Annotated in this window: 14 protein-coding genes; 8 read left to right on the forward strand and 6 right to left on the reverse strand. The window is 71.4% G+C overall.

Features of this window, described 5'->3' with window-relative positions; translation table 11 throughout:
- Positions 1 to 50: 50 nt before the first annotated feature.
- Complete coding sequence (locus GPA04_RS01530; protein WP_206674078.1) at positions 51 to 1,370, reverse strand: ADP-ribosylglycohydrolase family protein; 1,320 nt, start codon at positions 1,368 to 1,370, stop codon at positions 51 to 53.
- Between the two features lie 164 nt (positions 1,371 to 1,534).
- Between GPA04_RS01530 and GPA04_RS01535 the strand changes: the two genes are divergently transcribed.
- Positions 1,535 to 2,254 carry a FadR/GntR family transcriptional regulator gene (locus GPA04_RS01535; protein ID WP_162458491.1) on the forward strand — a complete coding sequence of 240 codons (720 nt, stop codon included), beginning with the start codon at positions 1,535 to 1,537 and terminating at the stop codon, positions 2,252 to 2,254.
- Between the two features lie 6 nt (positions 2,255 to 2,260).
- Here GPA04_RS01535 and GPA04_RS01540 read toward each other — a convergent pair whose 3' ends face one another.
- From GPA04_RS01540 to GPA04_RS01550, 3 genes are all read right to left on the reverse strand, one after another.
- Positions 2,261 to 4,333, reverse strand: coding sequence for a Gfo/Idh/MocA family oxidoreductase (locus tag GPA04_RS01540; protein ID WP_156221624.1), 2,073 nt, complete (start codon positions 4,331 to 4,333; stop codon positions 2,261 to 2,263).
- Between the two features lie 78 nt (positions 4,334 to 4,411).
- A complete protein-coding gene (locus GPA04_RS01545; protein ID WP_156221626.1) occupies positions 4,412 to 5,269 on the reverse strand; it encodes a phytanoyl-CoA dioxygenase family protein in 858 nt (285 codons plus the stop codon).
- Between the two features lie 86 nt (positions 5,270 to 5,355).
- Entirely contained in the window at positions 5,356 to 6,159 is an 804-nt protein-coding gene (locus GPA04_RS01550) for a helix-turn-helix transcriptional regulator (protein ID WP_156221628.1), read from the reverse strand.
- 11 nt (positions 6,160 to 6,170) lie between these two features.
- Between GPA04_RS01550 and GPA04_RS01555 the strand changes: the two genes are divergently transcribed.
- The 7 genes from GPA04_RS01555 to GPA04_RS01585 all read left to right on the forward strand — a co-directional run bounded on the left by GPA04_RS01555 (position 6,171) and on the right by GPA04_RS01585 (position 14,279).
- Complete coding sequence (locus GPA04_RS01555) at positions 6,171 to 7,685, forward strand: enolase-like domain-containing protein (protein WP_156221630.1); 1,515 nt, start codon at positions 6,171 to 6,173, stop codon at positions 7,683 to 7,685.
- A 65-nt stretch (positions 7,686 to 7,750) separates the two neighbouring features.
- Positions 7,751 to 8,806 (forward strand): dihydrodipicolinate synthase family protein, encoded by a 1,056-nt coding sequence (locus tag GPA04_RS01560; RefSeq protein WP_156221632.1) that lies wholly within the window; start codon positions 7,751 to 7,753, stop codon positions 8,804 to 8,806.
- A 34-nt stretch (positions 8,807 to 8,840) separates the two neighbouring features.
- The gene (locus GPA04_RS01565; RefSeq protein WP_156221634.1) at positions 8,841 to 9,890 is read left to right on the forward strand and encodes an NAD-dependent epimerase/dehydratase family protein; all 1,050 of its coding nucleotides are present in this window, start codon (positions 8,841 to 8,843) and stop codon (positions 9,888 to 9,890) included.
- The gene (locus GPA04_RS01570; RefSeq protein WP_241680524.1) at positions 9,890 to 11,068 is read left to right on the forward strand and encodes a CaiB/BaiF CoA transferase family protein; all 1,179 of its coding nucleotides are present in this window, start codon (positions 9,890 to 9,892) and stop codon (positions 11,066 to 11,068) included. Before GPA04_RS01565 ends, GPA04_RS01570 begins: the two co-directional genes overlap by 1 nt.
- Positions 11,065 to 11,856 (forward strand): enoyl-CoA hydratase/isomerase family protein, encoded by a 792-nt coding sequence (locus tag GPA04_RS01575; protein WP_156221636.1) that lies wholly within the window; start codon positions 11,065 to 11,067, stop codon positions 11,854 to 11,856. Before GPA04_RS01570 ends, GPA04_RS01575 begins: the two co-directional genes overlap by 4 nt.
- A 3-nt stretch (positions 11,857 to 11,859) precedes the next feature.
- Positions 11,860 to 13,242, forward strand: coding sequence for an FAD-dependent oxidoreductase (locus GPA04_RS01580; protein WP_156221638.1), 1,383 nt, complete (start codon positions 11,860 to 11,862; stop codon positions 13,240 to 13,242).
- Positions 13,243 to 13,265: 23 nt separating this feature from the next.
- Positions 13,266 to 14,279, forward strand: a complete 1,014-nt coding sequence (locus tag GPA04_RS01585) for a LacI family DNA-binding transcriptional regulator (protein ID WP_156221640.1) — start codon at positions 13,266 to 13,268, stop codon at positions 14,277 to 14,279.
- Here the strand turns inward: GPA04_RS01585 and GPA04_RS01590 are convergent.
- Together GPA04_RS01590 and GPA04_RS01595 are read right to left on the reverse strand one after the other, a co-directional pair.
- Entirely contained in the window at positions 14,251 to 15,162 is a 912-nt protein-coding gene (locus GPA04_RS01590; protein ID WP_156221642.1) for a DUF6807 family protein, read from the reverse strand. The two genes, GPA04_RS01585 and GPA04_RS01590, sit on opposite strands and share 29 nt — an antisense overlap.
- The gene (locus tag GPA04_RS01595) at positions 15,162 to 16,256 is read right to left on the reverse strand and encodes a Gfo/Idh/MocA family protein (protein ID WP_162458492.1); all 1,095 of its coding nucleotides are present in this window, start codon (positions 16,254 to 16,256) and stop codon (positions 15,162 to 15,164) included. The genes GPA04_RS01590 and GPA04_RS01595 overlap by 1 nt, the downstream gene beginning before the upstream one ends.
- Between the last annotated feature and the right edge of the window lies 1 nt (position 16,257).

The raw sequence follows: 16,257 nt of genomic DNA on the forward strand, positions 1-16,257 counted from the left end.
CCTGCTCGCCGGCGCGGGCAGGAGCGCCCGCACGGGCTGGGGGAGGTTCCTCAGGCGCCATCGTCGGCGACCGCTCTCGTCCGCCGGGCGAGCTCGGTCACGGAGATCTCGTCGTAGCCGAACACCGCGGACCGGACCCGGTCTCCGATCGGCTCCCACCAGTGCGACTCGATCCCGGCGGTGCCGTGCAGGATCCCGGCCACCGAGCCAGATGTCGCCCCGTTGGAGTCCGTGTCGAGCCCGCCCAGCACGGTGAGCGCGATCGATCGAGTGAAACTGCCCTCGCCATGCAGGAGAGCCGCCGCGATCACGGCCACGTTGTTGACCGCATGCACCCAGTGGTACCCCGCCCACCGCTCGTCCACCTCGGTGAGCGTCTCGTCCCACGAGCGCCCGGCGTCGAACGCGCCGACCACGTGATCGAGAGCGACGGCGGTCCGGCTTCCCTGGGGCACGTAGCACCTTGCCTGGTCCAGCGCCTCGCGCGCCGTGGCGGAGGTGAAGGCTGCCGCCACCAGTGCTGCCGCCCACTGCTCGGCGTAGATGCCATTCGCGATGTGTGACACCCGTGCGTCGCGGTAGGCCAGCTCTGCAGCGCGACGAGGGTCGCCCGGGGTGACGTAGCCGAAGACGTCGGCCCGGATCAGCGCGCCGATCCACTCACGGAACGGGTTGTCGGGGATGGCCGAGCCCGGAGGGCGCACGCCGTTGACGAGGTTCTTGTAGGCCTTCCGCTCGGCCGTGTAGGTCTGCTCGTAGGGGAGCAGGTGCAGCCACTGCTTGGCGACGTCGTCGGAGGTGAAGCCCAGGCCGTAGCGCTCCAGCACGTGCAGGTTGAGGATCGTGTAGTCGACGTCGTCGTCGCGGGAGGAACCGTCGATCGAGCCGAGCGTCGTCTCGGCCCAGTTGTCGGCGCGCAGCTCGTACCGCTCCCGCAGGTGCGCGGGCGCGGGGAAGTAGTCGGAGAGCGGCTCGGCGCCTGCGTCCCTCACGTAGTCACGCAGCCGCTCCCGCGTCCAGTACACGCCCTCCTCGACCGGCTTGCCCAACATGTTGCCGATCACCCGACCGCGCCAGCCCGCGAGCAGCCTGTCGTCGTAGTCCTGCGGACGCGGCGAGACCCCCCGGTGATCGGAGGGCCACAGCGCGGCGATCTCCTCCAGGTCGGAGGGCTCGTTCAGCGCGCTCGGTGCGGCCGCGCACTCTGCCTGGGCGCGGTCCAGCAGTGCCCGGAGGGTCTCGTCGTGGGCGCCGCCGGCGCCGCCCTCAGCCTGCGCGAGCGCGGCACGCAACGTCGTGGTGTCGTAACCCGTCTGATCCTGCTGATCGAGCTCGTGGGTGATGAGCACCCGAAGATCGTCGTAGTCCACTGACCCTCCTTGGTCTGCCTCCCGGACCCGGTGGCCGGGCAGCACGATGCCCGACGCTACACAGCGTCAGTGGGCCTGCGCAATCGAATGCGCATCATCAGTATCGCCGAGTTTCGGGGCGCGGTTTGAGGCGGAGGCCGGAGAGCGGCCACTACGATGCGATGGTGGTCGACCGCAGCTCTCTCACCGATCAGACGGCCAGCGCCCTCGTCGACTACATCCGCGGCCACGGACTCGTCGAGGGCGATCCGCTCCCGCCGATCGATCAGATCTCCGCCTCGCTCGGCGTCAGCCGCACGGTGGCCCGCGAGGCGGTCGCCGAGCTCTCCGCGCAGGGGCTGCTGCTCAGGCGGCAGGGCTCAGGGACTACGGTCGCGGTGCCCGGCGCCGCGCAGCTGAGCCGGATCTTCGCCATGCGCTCGCTCGTGACCGATCTGGGCGCGCCGGTCGTGCAGGAGTTCCGCACCGCCATAGAGCTCGCGGCCGTCCGGCTCGCCGCCAGTCGCATCAGCGACGACGAGCTCGACGCGCTCAAGGAGCGGCTGGGCGACCTGGAGTCGGCCCGCGAGCTCGCCGACCTCTTCGACGCGGACGTCGCCTTCCACCAGGCGATCGCCGACGCCAGCGGGAACGACCTGCTCCGGGTGGCGCTGGCATCGCTGACGCCGCTGCTCCACGAGCACCGCAGCGCCACCTGGGACGGATGGAAGCGGCGCGGCCGCGACCTCCGTGAGGGAGTCGCTCAGCATCGGCGCATCTTCGAGGCGCTGCAGCAGCGGGACGTCGACGCCGCGATCACCGCGATGTCCGACCACCTCGACCAGGCGAGTTCCAGCATCGTGGCCCACGGCGAGAGTCGGCGGGGTCCCCGCGCCGGGGACTGACTCCCGTCAGTTGCCGGCGACCTGCTGGAGCTCGGCGGGGTACTCGACGCCGAGATCGCGGCGCGCTGCGTCGAGCACGCGCATGATGTCCATGCTCGCTTCCGGCGTGAGGCACGGGCTGATCCGTTCGCCGGCATCCACCAGGCGCTGCATCTCGACCATCTCGTGGGTGAAGCCGGTGAAAGGGTCGGGCGAGACGAACTCTTCGACGACCTCGTTCGCACGGTTCACCCGGACGAAGGACGACGGCGCGTAGAAGTTGCGCGCGATGTCGATCCGGCCCGCGGTCCCCAGCACGGAGGCGGAGACCGGCCCGGGCGCGTTGCTCGCCGTGTGGGCGATGCCGCAGGCGCCTGCAGCATCGCGCACGACGACGGTCGCCTGCGCGTCGACCCCCGTCGACCTGAGCGAGCCGGTCGCGCTCACGGTGACCGGTGGGCCGAGCAGGTCCAGCACGAAGGCGATCGGGTAGACACCGAGATCGAGCAGGGCGCCGCCGCCGAGGTCGGGATTGTTGATCCGGTGCAGCGGGTCGTCGGTCAGTGCCTGGCTGTGGTCGGCGATCACGGAGACGAGCGCGCCGATGTGTCCCGCGCCGACGATCTCGCGGATGCGCCGCATCATCGGCAGATACCGGCTCCACATGCCGTCGAGCGCGATCAGCCCGCGCGCCGCGGCTCGCTCGTGGATCAGCTCGGCTTCGGCTGCGTTGACGGCGATCGGCTTCTCGACGAGCACGTGCTTGCCGGCGTCGAGCGCGAGGAGGGCGTGCTCGGCGTGCCATGTGTGAGGTGTGGCCACGTAGACGGCATCGACACGGTCGTCCGTCACCAGCTCCTCGTAGGAGCTGTGGACGACGGCGACCCCGTGGCTCGCCGCGTACGCGCGGCCGCGCTCGGGCGAGCGCGAGCCGACCGCCGAGATCGTGATGCCGGCATGCCGGGCGGCGCGGCCGAATGTTCCCGCGACGTACCCCGCCCCGAGGACGCCCCATCGGATCCCTGTGCTCACGTCCGGTCTCCCTGCTCCTGCCGCGCTTCGGCGACGTTCATGTGGTGGCCCAGGGCGTGCCCGGGACCCCTGACGACGGGTGAACACCATGGGAAGGACCTCAGCCACCGGGGGCCCGTCCTCACCGTCGAGGCGTTCCAGCACCCGCGCACCGGCCCGGGCGCCCATCGCGGTGGCGTCGATCGCGACGACCGACACGCCGAGCAGCTCGGTGACGGCGGTGTCGTCGAACGCCCGCACGGCGATTCGTTCCTCCGGGTGCCGGCGCCCGTGCGCGAGCAGCGCATGCAGGACGCCGTCGGCGATCAGGTTGTTGAGCGCGATGACGGAGTCGGGGCGCTCGGACCGTGCCAACATCTCCTCGGTGAGCTGGCTCGCGCGCGCGGCGTCGTGCGCACCCGAGCGGATCCAGCGCGCGTCATGGACCCCCGCGCGCACCAGAGCCGCCTCGCAGGCGGCGAGCCTGGTCTGAGCGGTGGCGGCCTGCGGGATGTCAGCGACGACGGCGATCCTGCGGCACCCCGCGGCAAGCAGGTCCTCGACCAGCATGACGGCGCCCCGCACATCGTCTGCCACCAGCGAGTCGACGGCCAGATGGGCGGCGGGGCGGTCCAGGGCCAGGATCACCGTGCCGAGCTCGGTGTCCGAGCGCAGGTACGACTGGTCGCCACCCGTGGGGACGAGCACGAGAGCCTGCACCCGGCGTCCGATCATGTTCTCGGCGACCGCCCGCTCCAGGGCAGGATCCTCCCCGGTCGAGGCGATCACCAGCTCCAGGCCGCGTCGCCGCAGCACCTGTTCGCAACCGGCGGCGATCTGCGAGTAGAACGGGTTCGCGAGATCGGCGATCGCGAGTCCGACCGATCGCGAGACCGCACCCGAGCGGAGCTCCCGTGCGAGCCTGTTCGGGCGGAAGTGGAGTCGTCGTGCCGCTGCCAGCACCCGCTCGCGCGTGTCCTCCGAGACGTGCGCGCTGTCGGTGAAGACACGGGAGACGCTCTTGGCGCTCACCCCGGCCAGCGCGGCGACGTGCGCCAGCGTCGAACGTGACGGGGCTGGTTCGCGCACGGCGTCCTCGCATCGTGGAACGGATCAGGAGATGTCCACGTTGACACTAGTGTGCGCACACGATTGTTCACCAGTGCGTCAGCACTCGGCGTCGGCGCCTTCTGGCCCGAACACCATCAGCCTCTCGGCATCGGAGGTTCGGACGGCGTCGCGGCGCAGGTAGTGGAACTGCAGCGCGCGCCGCCGCGTGCTCGTGACGTTCGCCGGGGTGCCGTGGTGCAGCAGCCCGTCGAAGAAGAGCGCGGCGCCGGGCGGCAAGGGGACGACGACGTCACGCGCCGTCGGGACCTTGCTGTCGCAGATCTGCCAGTCGCGCCGTCGTACGTGGGGGATGGGGCCCTCGAGGTGCGATCCCGGGATGACGTGCATGCAGCCGTTCGCCGGCGTGGCCTCGTCCAGCGCGATCCAGACCCCGACGATCGGGGTCTCCAGGCTCAGTGCGAAGAACGCCTTGTCCTGGTGCCACGGCTTCTCGCGACCACCGCCTGGAGGCTTGAGCAGCGCCATGTCCTGGAAGAGCACGACGTCGTCGGTGCCCAGGATCGCCCGGACCGGGCCGAGGACCTGCTCGGATGCTGCGACCTGCCGCAGCCGCTCGTCGGCGTGGACGAATCGCTGCAGCTTGCGGACGACGTCGAGCTGCTCGTCGGCCTCGAGCTGGGCCAGGCGCTCGTGCGCGAAGGCCTCCAGCTGGATGTCCACGCCCTCGGGCCGCCTGGCGGCCAGCTCGGCGAGGCCGTGGACGGCGTCCCGCACCTGGGCGGGCGAGATCACATCGGCCATGGCGAGGAACCCGAGATCTCGATACTCGCCGATCATGCGGTGATCCAGTGCGGTGCTCGACGGCAGCAGCGTGGCCGGCGTGTCATCGCGATAGAGCCCGCTGTCGTACTCCCCGCCCTCGTCGTCGGTGCGGGTGTTGGTCATCGTGGTCATGGCGAGTCCTCGTGCCGATGGGGTGATGCCCACACGCTAGGACGGCCGCTGACGCGCGGTCGATGGCGCGAGCGCCCGCAAAGGTGTCACGAGTGACGGAACGAGCGCGGAGATCGACCGAAGCGGGCACTGAACTGCTTGCTCAGCAGCACATGGTCGCCGTAACCGAGCATCTGGGCGATCCTGGTGATCGGGATATCGGTCTCGCCGACGAGCACGCGGGCTCGCTGGAGCCTCGACTCGAGCACGTAGTCGCGGAACGTCATGCCGTGATGGGTGCGGAACAGGGGCGCGAGATCCCGAGCGGTCACCCCGATCGCAGCGGCCACCTCCACGCCCGAGTGCCGCCGCGACGGGTCGGCGTCGACGATCGCGGCTGCGCGCTGCGCCAGTCGTGCGTCGGCCGCCGCGGCTCCGCTCAGCCGCGCGGGCAGCGCGTAGATCGCGGACACGAGCTGCATGAGCAGCGCCCTCGACCGGAGCGTGCGCATCGGTGCGCTTCCCTGCATGGTGCGGACCAGCGCTCCGAGAGCCGACGCCGCCTGGCCGCCCAGCTCGACGTGGTGCACGCGAGCAGGAAGCAGATCGGGCGGTATCACCACCGGACGGCCCGTGTGATCGAGCACCGCGAAGTGGCAGAACGTGACGCTGACCGGGTCGCTCTCGTCCTGCTCGATGCGGCCGTGGTCGCCGGGCCGCAGCAGCAGCAGCGTGCCCGGCGCCAGCTCGACCGGGTGCTCGCCGTCGAGCACGGCCCGGCCGCGACCGCCGCGGACCATCCACACGTCGAAGTCCCGCAGCCGCGGCCGCCACGCCCAGCCGGGCAACGGCTCGTGCAGCCCGCACCGGTCGGAAGGCACGAGTCGGCGCTCGCCGAGCCATCGATCCACACGTTGTGCATGTGTCGTCAACGACGCCGGGTTCACGGGCTCAGTATGCCGACCTGTACGGTCCCGGGGCAGGCGGGCAGACGCCCGTCGTCGCGCAGGCAGAGGAGCCGACCATCTTCGTCATCGACAGGGTTCAGGCGTTCGTCGCACCGGTGGCCACCCGGTTGCCGTTCCGGTACGGCATCGCCGAGATGACCAACGCTCCGCACGTACTGGTCCGCGTGGACCTGCACGACGGCGCCACCACCGTGACCGGCCACGCCAGCGAGCACCTGCCGCCGAAATGGTTCGTCAAGGATGCTGCGCTGCCGTTCCAGGACGAGGTCGTGCAGCTGAGCGAAGCGATCCTCGCGGCGGCGGCGCATGCCCACGGTCTGCGAGCGGAGACGCCGTTCGACCTCGCGCTCGACCTCGATGAACGGCAGCGGGACTGGGCCAGGCGGCTCGGCGTCAGCGGTCTCGTGGCGGGCCTGGGGACCGCACTAATCGAGCGCGCGATCATCGACGCCGCCTGCCGCGGGCTGGGTCGGCCGTTCTGGGACGCGCTGGAGAGCGGGGCGCTGGGTCTCGACGCCGCGCGCGTGCACCCCGAGCTCGTGGGGCGACCACCGCGTCCGGTGCGGCGCGCCGCCCACATCGGCATCCGCCACACCGTCGGACTCGGCGACCCCCTCACGGACGCCGAGATCGTGGACGACCCCGATGACACCCTTCCCGTCAGCGTGCAGGGCGCGGTGCGGCGGCATGGTCTGCAGTGGCTGAAGCTCAAGACCGTGGGCGACATCGAGGCCGATGTCGAGCGGATCCGTCGTGTCGAGGAGATCTGCGCAGCGGAGGGCGTCCGTCCCGCATTCACGATCGACGGCAACGAGTCGATGCGCAGCGGTGACGACCTGGTGACCTGGCTGCAGGGCCTGCGGAACGCCCCGGCACTCGAGGGTGTCCTCGACCGGCTTGTCGCGGTCGAGCAGCCGCTGCACCGTTCGGTCGCGCTGTCGCGCGAGGTCACGCCGGCTCTGGAGCGCGCGGTCCGCATCGCCCCGGTGATCATCGACGAGTCGGACGAGGATCTGCACGCCGTCCGACGCGCGATGGACCTCGGGTACTCGGGTGGCACCTACAAGGGCTGCAAGGGCGTGTTCCGCGGTCTGGCGAACGCGGCGCTGATCGCCGCGCGGGGGGAGCGACGGCGCACTGTGCTGACCGCCGAGGACCTGTGCACGATCCCACCGCTGACCGTCGGCCAGGATCTGGTGGTCTGTGCCGCCATGGGTCTGAGCCACGTCGAGCGCAACGGTCACCACTACTTCGGCCGACTGGCACCGCTGGGCGCCGATGTCGACGAGCAGGCGGTGCTGGCTCACCCCGACGTCTACGCCGTCGAGGCCGGCCGGGTCCGGCTGCAGATCCGTGACGGCGGCGTCTCGCTCCGCACGCTGGGGGCCGCTCCGTTCGGGTACGGCGGGACGATCGACGACACGGGGATGGACACGCTGACCCCGGCGAGAGCAGCCGCACTGGCCTGAGCATGCACAATCGGTTGCGCACCGATGATCTTTCGTGGTTCAATCGCGGCCCGAGGAGGCTGTCGATGACGACGACGATCGAACCCGCGCCAGGGCTGCAGGTGCTGCGTGACGGCGCCGTTCTGCCTGCGCACCCATTGGCGCTGACGGCCGACCGCACGCTGGACGAGCGCCGCCAGCGTGCGCTGACCCGGTACTACCTCGACGCGGGCGCCGGCGGGATCGCGATCGGGGTGCACACCACCCAGTTCGGCATCCGTGCCGCCGGGTTGTACCGCCCCGTCCTGGAGCTGGCGGCGACGACGGCGCGCGAGTGGGCCGAGCGGCCCGTCGCGCTGGTCGCGGGCGTCGCGGGCCAGACGGCGCAGGCGGTCGCCGAGGCGGAGGTGGCGCACGAGCTGGGCTACACCGCCGCGCTTCTCAACATCGCGGCGTGGCGGGACCGTGACGAGGCCGCCGTCCTCGACCACGTGCGAACGGTCGCCGAGGTGCTCCCGCTGGTGGGCTTCGCCCTGCTGCCCGAGGTCGGGGGCTTTCATCTGTCCCGGCAGTTCTGGTACGAGCTGGCGGGTGTCGAGCGCGTCGTCGCGATCAAGATGGCGCCCTTCGACCGCTACCGCACGGTGGACATCGTGCGCGGCGTGTTCGACGCCGGAGCCGAGGACCGCATCACCCTGTACACCGGCAACGACGACCACATCGTGCTCGATCTGCTGCAGCCCTTCCGCTTCCGGCGCGGCGCCGAGACGGTCGACGTGCGTGTGCGCGGTGGTCTGCTGGGTCACTGGAGCGTCTGGACGCGCCGCGCCGTCGAGCTGTTCGAGCTGCTCCGTGCCGACGGCCAAGGAGAGTCCGTGCCACGTGACCTGCTCGCGCTCGACGCCGCCGTCACCGATGCCAACGCCGCCGTCTACGACGCCCGCAACGCCCTTGCCGGCTGCATCCCCGGGTGCCACGAGGTGCTCCGTCGGCAGGGCCTGCTCGAGGGCACCTGGTGCCTCGACGAGCGTGAGCGCCTCTCACCCGGTCAGCTCGAGGAGATCGACCGGGTCTACGAGATCTACCCCGAGCTGACCGACGACGACTTCGTCGCCGCCGGGCTCGACCGCTGGCTCGCCTGAGCCGGCCCGGAACACGAGATTGGACCTCGCCTCGATGAGCCCACGCCTGCTGACCTTCGACGACCTCCCGGCGAGCTTCGCCGACGTCGACGATCTCGAGGAGTTCATGTCCCGGCCCACCGCGGAGACCGTCGCCGAGCTCGCCGCGCTCGAGGGTGACGTCATCGTGCTCGGGGTGGCCGGGAAGATGGGTGTCGGGCTCGCGACCCTGGTCAAGCGCGCGGCACCCGGTAAGCGGGTGGTCGGGGTCGCCCGGTTCAGCGAGGAGGGGGTGCAGCAACGGCTCGAGGATGCGGGCGTCGAGACCATCGTGGCCGACCTGCTGGACCCTGACGCCGTCGAGGCCCTCCCGAAGCTGCCGAACGTGCTCTACATGGCCGGTCTGAAGTTCGACGGCTCCGGTCGTGAGGACCTGCTGTGGGCGATGAACACGCTCGTGCCCTCCTACGTCGGCCGGGCGTTCCGGAACTCACGGATCGTGGCGCTGTCGACCATCCACGTGTACCCGTGGAGCGACCCGCGCCAGGGCGGCGTGGATGAGGAGACGCCTCCGACCGCACGACCGGGGGAGTATGCGAACTCGGTGGTCGGGCGTGAGCGGGTCTTCCAGTACCTGTCGCGCCGCCACGGGACGCCGGGGAGGATCGTGCGCTTCGTGTACGCGATCGACATGCGGTACGGCGTGATGCAGGAGGTCGCGACGTGGGTGCGCGACGGCGTGCCGATCCCGCTCGCGACCGGCAACATCAACGTCCAGTGGCAGGGCGATGCGATCAACGCGTTCGCCCGCCTCCTCACCCGCGTCGAGACGCCCACCACCCCGATCAACATCGGAGGGCCCGAGAACATCTCGATCCGGCGCCTGGCGCAGACGTTCGGTCGGTTGCTCGGCGTCGAGCCGGTCTTCGAGGGCACCGAGAGCGACCTGGCGCTGCTGGTGAACTGCGACCGCGCCCTGGCCGAGCTCGGCAACCCCGTGGTACCGGTCGAGCGGATGACCGCCTGGGTGGCCGACTGGGTGGCGCGGGATCAGCCGACCTACGGCAAGCCCAGCAAGTTCCAGGTCCGGAACGGGATCTTCTGATGGCGTCCATGTTGGAGGGGATCCGCGTCGTCAGCTTCACCCACTTCCTCCAGGGCCCCTCGGCCTGCCAGCTGCTCGCCGACCTCGGTGCGGACGTCATCAAGATCGAGCCCGCCGGCGGTGCGTTCGAGCGGAGCTGGACCGGCCCGGGCCGGTTCCTCGACGGCTACTCGCCCTTCTTCGCGCTCGCGAACCGCAATGTCCGCAGCATCGTCGCCGACCTCAAGCGCCCCGAGGCGCTCGAGGTGGTCCGGCGCCTCATCGAGGGCGCCGACGTGCTCGTCGAGAGCTTCCGACCCGGCACCATGGAGCGGCTGGGGCTGGGATACGAGGAGCTCTCGGCCCGCAACCCTCGGTTGGTGTACACCTCCTTGTCGGGGTACGGCTCCGACGGTCCCTACAAGGACATGCCGGGCCAGGACGTGCTCGTGCAGGCACTCTCCGGACTGGCGGCGGCGACCGGCCGCGCCGACCAGCCGCCGACGCCGGTCGGTGCCTGCGTCGTCGATCAGCACGCCGCCGTGCTCGGCGCGTTCGGGATCCTCGCCGCGCTCCACGGGCGCGAGCGCACCGGCGTGGGCACCAAGGTCGAGTCCAACCTCCTCAACGCTGCGCTGGACCTCCAGATCGAGCCACTGGCGTATCGGCTCAACGGATTCGAGCCGCAGCGATCGAGTACTGGTGTGTCCTCGCCCTTCTACACCGCGCCCTACGGTGTCTTCGCCACCTCCGACGGCTATCTCTGCATCTCGTTGACCAGCCCGGACCGGCTCGCAGCCGTTCTCGAGGACGACTGGTTCACCCAGATCGGCCCGGACGAGGCCTACGACCGGCGCGACGAGCTCAACGCGCGGGTGGCTGATCATCTGCGTGGCCGTAGCAGCGGAGACTGGAGCCAGCACTTCGCCGCCAGCAAGATGTGGTTCGCGCCGGTGCAGGACTACGACCAGGTGCTCGCCGATCCGCAGGTGCTGCACAACGACAGCATCGACTCCTTCCACGACGAGCGGGCCGGCGAGGTGCGGGTGCTCAAGCACCCGGTCCGCTACGGCGGCGTGCGTCCCGGCGTGCGAACCCCGCCCCCCGGGCTCGGGGAGCACACCGAGGCGGTGCTGGCGGAGCTCGGTTACGACGCGGACACGATCGCGGAGCTCCAGGAGCAGGGAGCGATGGCATGACGACTCAGACGGCCGACGGTCTGGTCCAGACCGTGCGCGAGGGCCGGGTGCTCGCGATCGAGCTCGCACGACCCGCGGCGCGCAACGCGATCTCGGCGGCGATGCTGCAGGTGCTGCTCGAGGCCGTCGACGAGGCAGCGGCCGAGGGCGTCGCGGTGGTCACGCTGACGGGAGCCGGCCCGGCGTTCTGCGCGGGTGCCGACATCCGGTCCTACCGGGACGCAGACGCGGACCCCGCCGCGCTACGGGAGTTCACGGCCGCCGCCGGCCGGCTCTGCGACGCGTTGGAGCAGCTGGATGCGGTCGTGGTGGCCGGGGTGCACGGAGCGTGCCTGGGCGGTGGTTTCGAGCTCGCGCTCAGCGCCGACCTCGTCATCGCGGCCGACGACGCCCGGTTCGGTCTGCCCGAGGTCCGTCTCGGGCTGATCCCAGGCTGGGGTGGCACGCAGCGGCTCACGCGTGCCGTCGGACCGAACCTGGCACGATCGATGATCCTGCGGGCGCACCAGATCGACGCCGAGACGGCGCACCGGGTGGGGTTGGTCAGCCAGGTCGTGCCCGCAGCCGCGCTGCGATCGACGATGACAGAGCTCGCGCACGAGCTGGCGTCAGGCCCCACCCGCGCCCTGGTCGCGGCCACACGTGCGATCCGCGCGGCTGCCGCCGTCTCCGCGAGCGGCATGCAGCTCGAGCGTGAGGAGCTGCTGGCCCTCTTCGGGACGAGGGACGGCATGGAGGGCGTCGCTGCCTTCACCGAGCGCCGTCCGCCCAGGTTCGTCGGTGCCTGAACGATGAGCCTGCCGCAGCACACCTCGCCCCACCTCGCCACGTGGCAGCTGGAGCAACGCTTCGCGCCCGACCACGGCCTTCCGGTGCTGGCCGACGTCGACGTGCTCGTCGCCGGCGCCGGTGCCGCGGGAGTGGCGGCAGCGGTCACGGCAGCCGAGTCCGGGTGCAGCGTGGTCGTCGTCGAGCGTTACGGGTTCGCGGGTGGTGCCGCGGTGGCCGGGATGTCGGGGACCATCTGCGGCATGTACCTGGCGTCCCGCGACGCCGACCGCCCGACGGCGGTCGTCGGCGGCTTCACGCGCCGGTTCGCCGACGAGCTGGCACGCCGGGGCGGGCTGACGCCGCCCCAGCGCTACGGGCTGACCTGGACCAGCGCGCACGACCCGCTGATGTGGCGCGAGAGCGCCGACGACCTCATGACCGCTGCCGGGGTACGCATCCTCTACCACTGCGCCGTGGTCGGTGTGATCCTCGACGGCGACCGGTACCTGGGTGTCGTCGTCGACTCGAACGCAGGGCGGGTCGCCATCCACGCACGCTGCACGGTCGACGCGTCCGGGGACGGGTCGGTGGTGGCACGGGCGGGCGGCCGCTATGCCTTCGGGGCGGAGGGTCGGATCCAGAACCCGACCATGTTCTTCCGGCTGGGGAACGTGGACACCGAGAGGTTCTGGGCGGCGTACGGCGAGGACACCATCTGTCCGCCCGAGGTCACCGCCGCGATCGCGAGCGCGCGCGAGCAGGGTGCGGACCTGCCGCGCGAGAAGATCTGGGTCTTCCGCACCACCCGACCGGGTGAGCTGCTCGTCAACGCGACCCGGCTGACGGCGGCCGACGGACGCGTGCTCAACGTCATCGATCCGGAGGACTTCACGATCGCCGAGGTGGCGGGGCGGCGTCAGGTGCGCGAGTACGAGCGCTTCCTGGTGGCAACCCTGCCCGGCTGCGCCGAGGCGTTCGTCGTCGACACCGGTGTGGAGGCCGGGATCCGGCAGACGCGGAGCATCGCTGCACGCGAGACGCTGCGCAACGACGACGTCGTCTCCTGCCGCAAACGTGACGACGGGATCGCGCGCTCACCCTGGCCGATCGAGCTCCACGACGGCACTCGGCCTCGGCTGCACTGGCTGCTCGACGACTGGTACGACGTGCCCTACGCCAGCCTCGTGCCCGAGCGGGGTGAGGGGATCATCGTCGCGGGCCGGTGCCTGGGCGCCGAGCACGAGGCTCTCGCATCGGCGCGCGTGACCGCGCAGTGCTTCGAGTACGGTCACGCGGCCGGCCACGCCGCAGCGATCTCGCTCCGGACCGGAGCGGACCTCGCCGACGTCGACGTCGACGAGATCCGTGCACGCATGACGGAGCGGGGGAGCCTCCTCGCGTGATCGAATCGGTAGCATCTCGGCCCATGGTCCGGCTTCGCGACGTCGCAGCGCGGGCGGGTGTCTCGTTGTCGGTCGCCTCGCGGGCGTTGACGAAGGACGCTGCCGCCCGCATCAGTGACGAGACGCGGGCGCGGGTCGAACAGGCCGCGGCTGAGCTGAACTACGTCCCCGACCACCGTGCGCGTGCGCTGCGGCTGTCGCGCTCGGGCGCCATCGCCCTGGTGGTGCCCGAGGTCAACAACGCCCTGTTCGCTGCGGTGCACGCCGGCGTGCACGCGGTCTGCACCCCGCGGCAGATCTCGGTGCTGCTCGGTCAGATCGACCCCTCCGACCTCGGCCAGGGCGCCGCCCTGTCCAGCCTGATCGGCAACGGGAGGGTCGACGGCGTCGTGCTGCAGCGCTCCGAGCAGTTCTCCGACGATGACGTCAGCGAGGTCATCGACGTCGACGTCCCTGTGATCCTCTTCAACTCCTCGCTGCCCACCCACATCGGTTCGGTCGCGCTGGACGACCGCGCAGCGGTGCAGGTCGCCGTCGAGCACCTGACGTCGCTCGGCCACCGGGACGTCGCCTACATCGGTGGCCCCGCCCGGCACGACGCGGCGTTCCGCCGCCGCGCCGCTTTCGACCAGCTGGCAGCCACCGGCGGCCTGCGTACCCTCCCGGAGTGGGACGTGCCCGGCGGCTGGGACGCACCGGCGGGTCATGCCGCCATGACCGCGCTGCTGCAGGCGAGCACGCGGCCGACGGCAGTGCTGGTCGCGAACATCAATGCCGCCGTCGGGGTGCTCGCCGCCGCCGCGGCCCAGGGCGTCACGGTGCCGCGCGACCTCTCGGTCATCGCCGTCCACGACACCTGGATCGGTGCCTACACCTGCCCGGCGCTGACCACCGTGCTGCTGCCGATGGAGGAGGCCGGGGTGCGTGCGGCGACGATGCTGCTCGACCATCTCGAGGGCGGTGCGCTCGAGGACGTCGTGGTGGCAGCGCCCGCCCCCGCCCTGGTGCTCAGGGACTCGACGGCGCCCCCTCGTTGAGCAGCCGCCTCACGGCATCGGGGCGGTGGTGGCCGTCGAGAAGCGCGAGCCGGTGCTGGAATCGGAGCTCGCCGTCGACCGGGACGGTCAGCCCCTCGTCGTAGGCGACGGCCCAGCAGATCGCGGCGAACGGCTCGAACCGGTGCAGCCAGGAACGGGTGCCGGGCGTCGGGCCGTCCCGGAACGCGGTCCCGATCGTCACCGGTGCGCCGTCGGCCATCCGGCCGTGCACCACCATGGTGTCGGAGCGGCCACCGGACTCGCTGACGTCGGTGCCCTCCTCGCCTATCACCCCCACGAGGGTGAAGCCCTCCTGCAGCCGGAGGAAGAGGCCACCGTAACCGCCGTCGGGCCGACCGTTCTGCGCGGGCGTCTGCAGCGAGACCGCAGCTCCGGTCGCGCTGCGCAGGGTGGTGTCGAGGTCGATCACCAGCGCCGGGTCGTCGGTGAGAGCGACCTGCCACGAGCGTGACTCGCTCAGGAGCGGCTCACCGTTCATGCCGTCCCAGCGCAGCTCCTCGGACACGCCGGCGCGTTCGCCCGCATCGGGTTGCGACCAGCCCAGGTGGGTGATGACGCCGTGGTTGTCGACAGGCTGGTAGCCCTGCTCCGGGCTGAGGTACGTGCCCCCACCCCACAGGTTGTGGTCATCGACACGGGGCATGGCGAACTCCAGCCCGTGGTGCCAGGGGTGGTCCTCCGGTCCGAACCCGGTGACCACCACCCCGGCCGGGGTGCGCAGGGGGTGCACGTGCGGCTTCGGCGTGTCGGCGGCGGCGATGCCGCGACCGGTCGCGAACGTGGCGAGCTCGCCCGCGCCGCCGTGAAGTCGGAGGCTGCCGTCGGCGTCCTGCTGCCAGGTCAGTCCGGTCTGCTTGTGCATCACGCCAGCACCTCCTGGACGGCGCGGCCGTGAAGGGCGGCGTAGAAGGGGTCACCGGCGACGATCTCGCCACGGTCGACGAAACGGCCGGTCGCCGACGACTTGTACAGCGCGGTGATGAGCTCGAGCGTGCGTCGTGACTCTGTTGTGGTGAGCTCTGGCTGACGGCCCTCTCGCCACGCTGCGAGCAGCTCGGCGAGCTGGGCGCGATGCCCGTTGACGCTCATCTCCGCCTCGGCCTCCGGGAACTCCGGGTGCGGCGCGGGGGCGCCGGCCGCGTCGGTTGTGCTGACGCTCCACTCCGACAGCAGCGGGAGGTAGAGCGAGCGCAGCGTCGCGGTCGCTTGCGAGGCGACCACCTGCACGGTGGTGGCCGGCTCGTGGGACAGCACGGTCGTCACGATGCTCCCGATCCCCCCGCCGGGGAACTGGATGGTGGCCACGCTGGCGTCCTCGACCTCGATCGGGCGCTCGAGCGTCCGGGCGACTCCGCTGACACGGTCCCACTCGCCACCCATCAGCCACAGCAGGAGATCGATCGCGTGATAGGCCTGCGTCGTGGTGGAGCCACCGAACTCGGTCGCGTAGCGGCCGCGCCACGGGGCGTCCCAGTACTCGGGGCCGCGGTACCAGGTGGTGTGCGAGATGCCGAGCAGCGGTCGGCCCCAACGGCCGTCGTGCAGATGACGCCGCACCTGTGCCGAGCCGCCCGCGTACCGGAACTGCGACACGGTGACGCACCACCGACCCGTCTCGACCTCGGTCTGCGCGATCCGGTCGGCCTCGGCGAGCGACCCGGTGAGCGGCTTCTCGCAGTACACCCAGGCCCCTGCTCGCATCGACCGCACCGCGCCGTCGGCGTGCAGGTGAGGAGGTGTCGCGAGCACCACGAGGTCGGGGGAGAGCGCGAGGGCCTCGTCGAGGTCGGCGAACGCCGCGCACCCGAACTGCTCGCCGGCGAGGGTGCGTCGCTCGACGTCGGGGTCGACGACGCCGATGAGCTCGCACTCCTCGGGCAGGGCGGCGATCGCCGGGAGGTGGGCGGTGACGCCGATCCCTCCTGCGCCGACGACGACGACACGGGCTCGGGACATG

Origin of the sequence: Pseudactinotalea suaedae, assembly GCF_009733815.1 — a bacterium.
Classification (GTDB): Bacteria; Actinomycetota; Actinomycetes; order Actinomycetales; family Beutenbergiaceae; genus Pseudactinotalea; species Pseudactinotalea suaedae.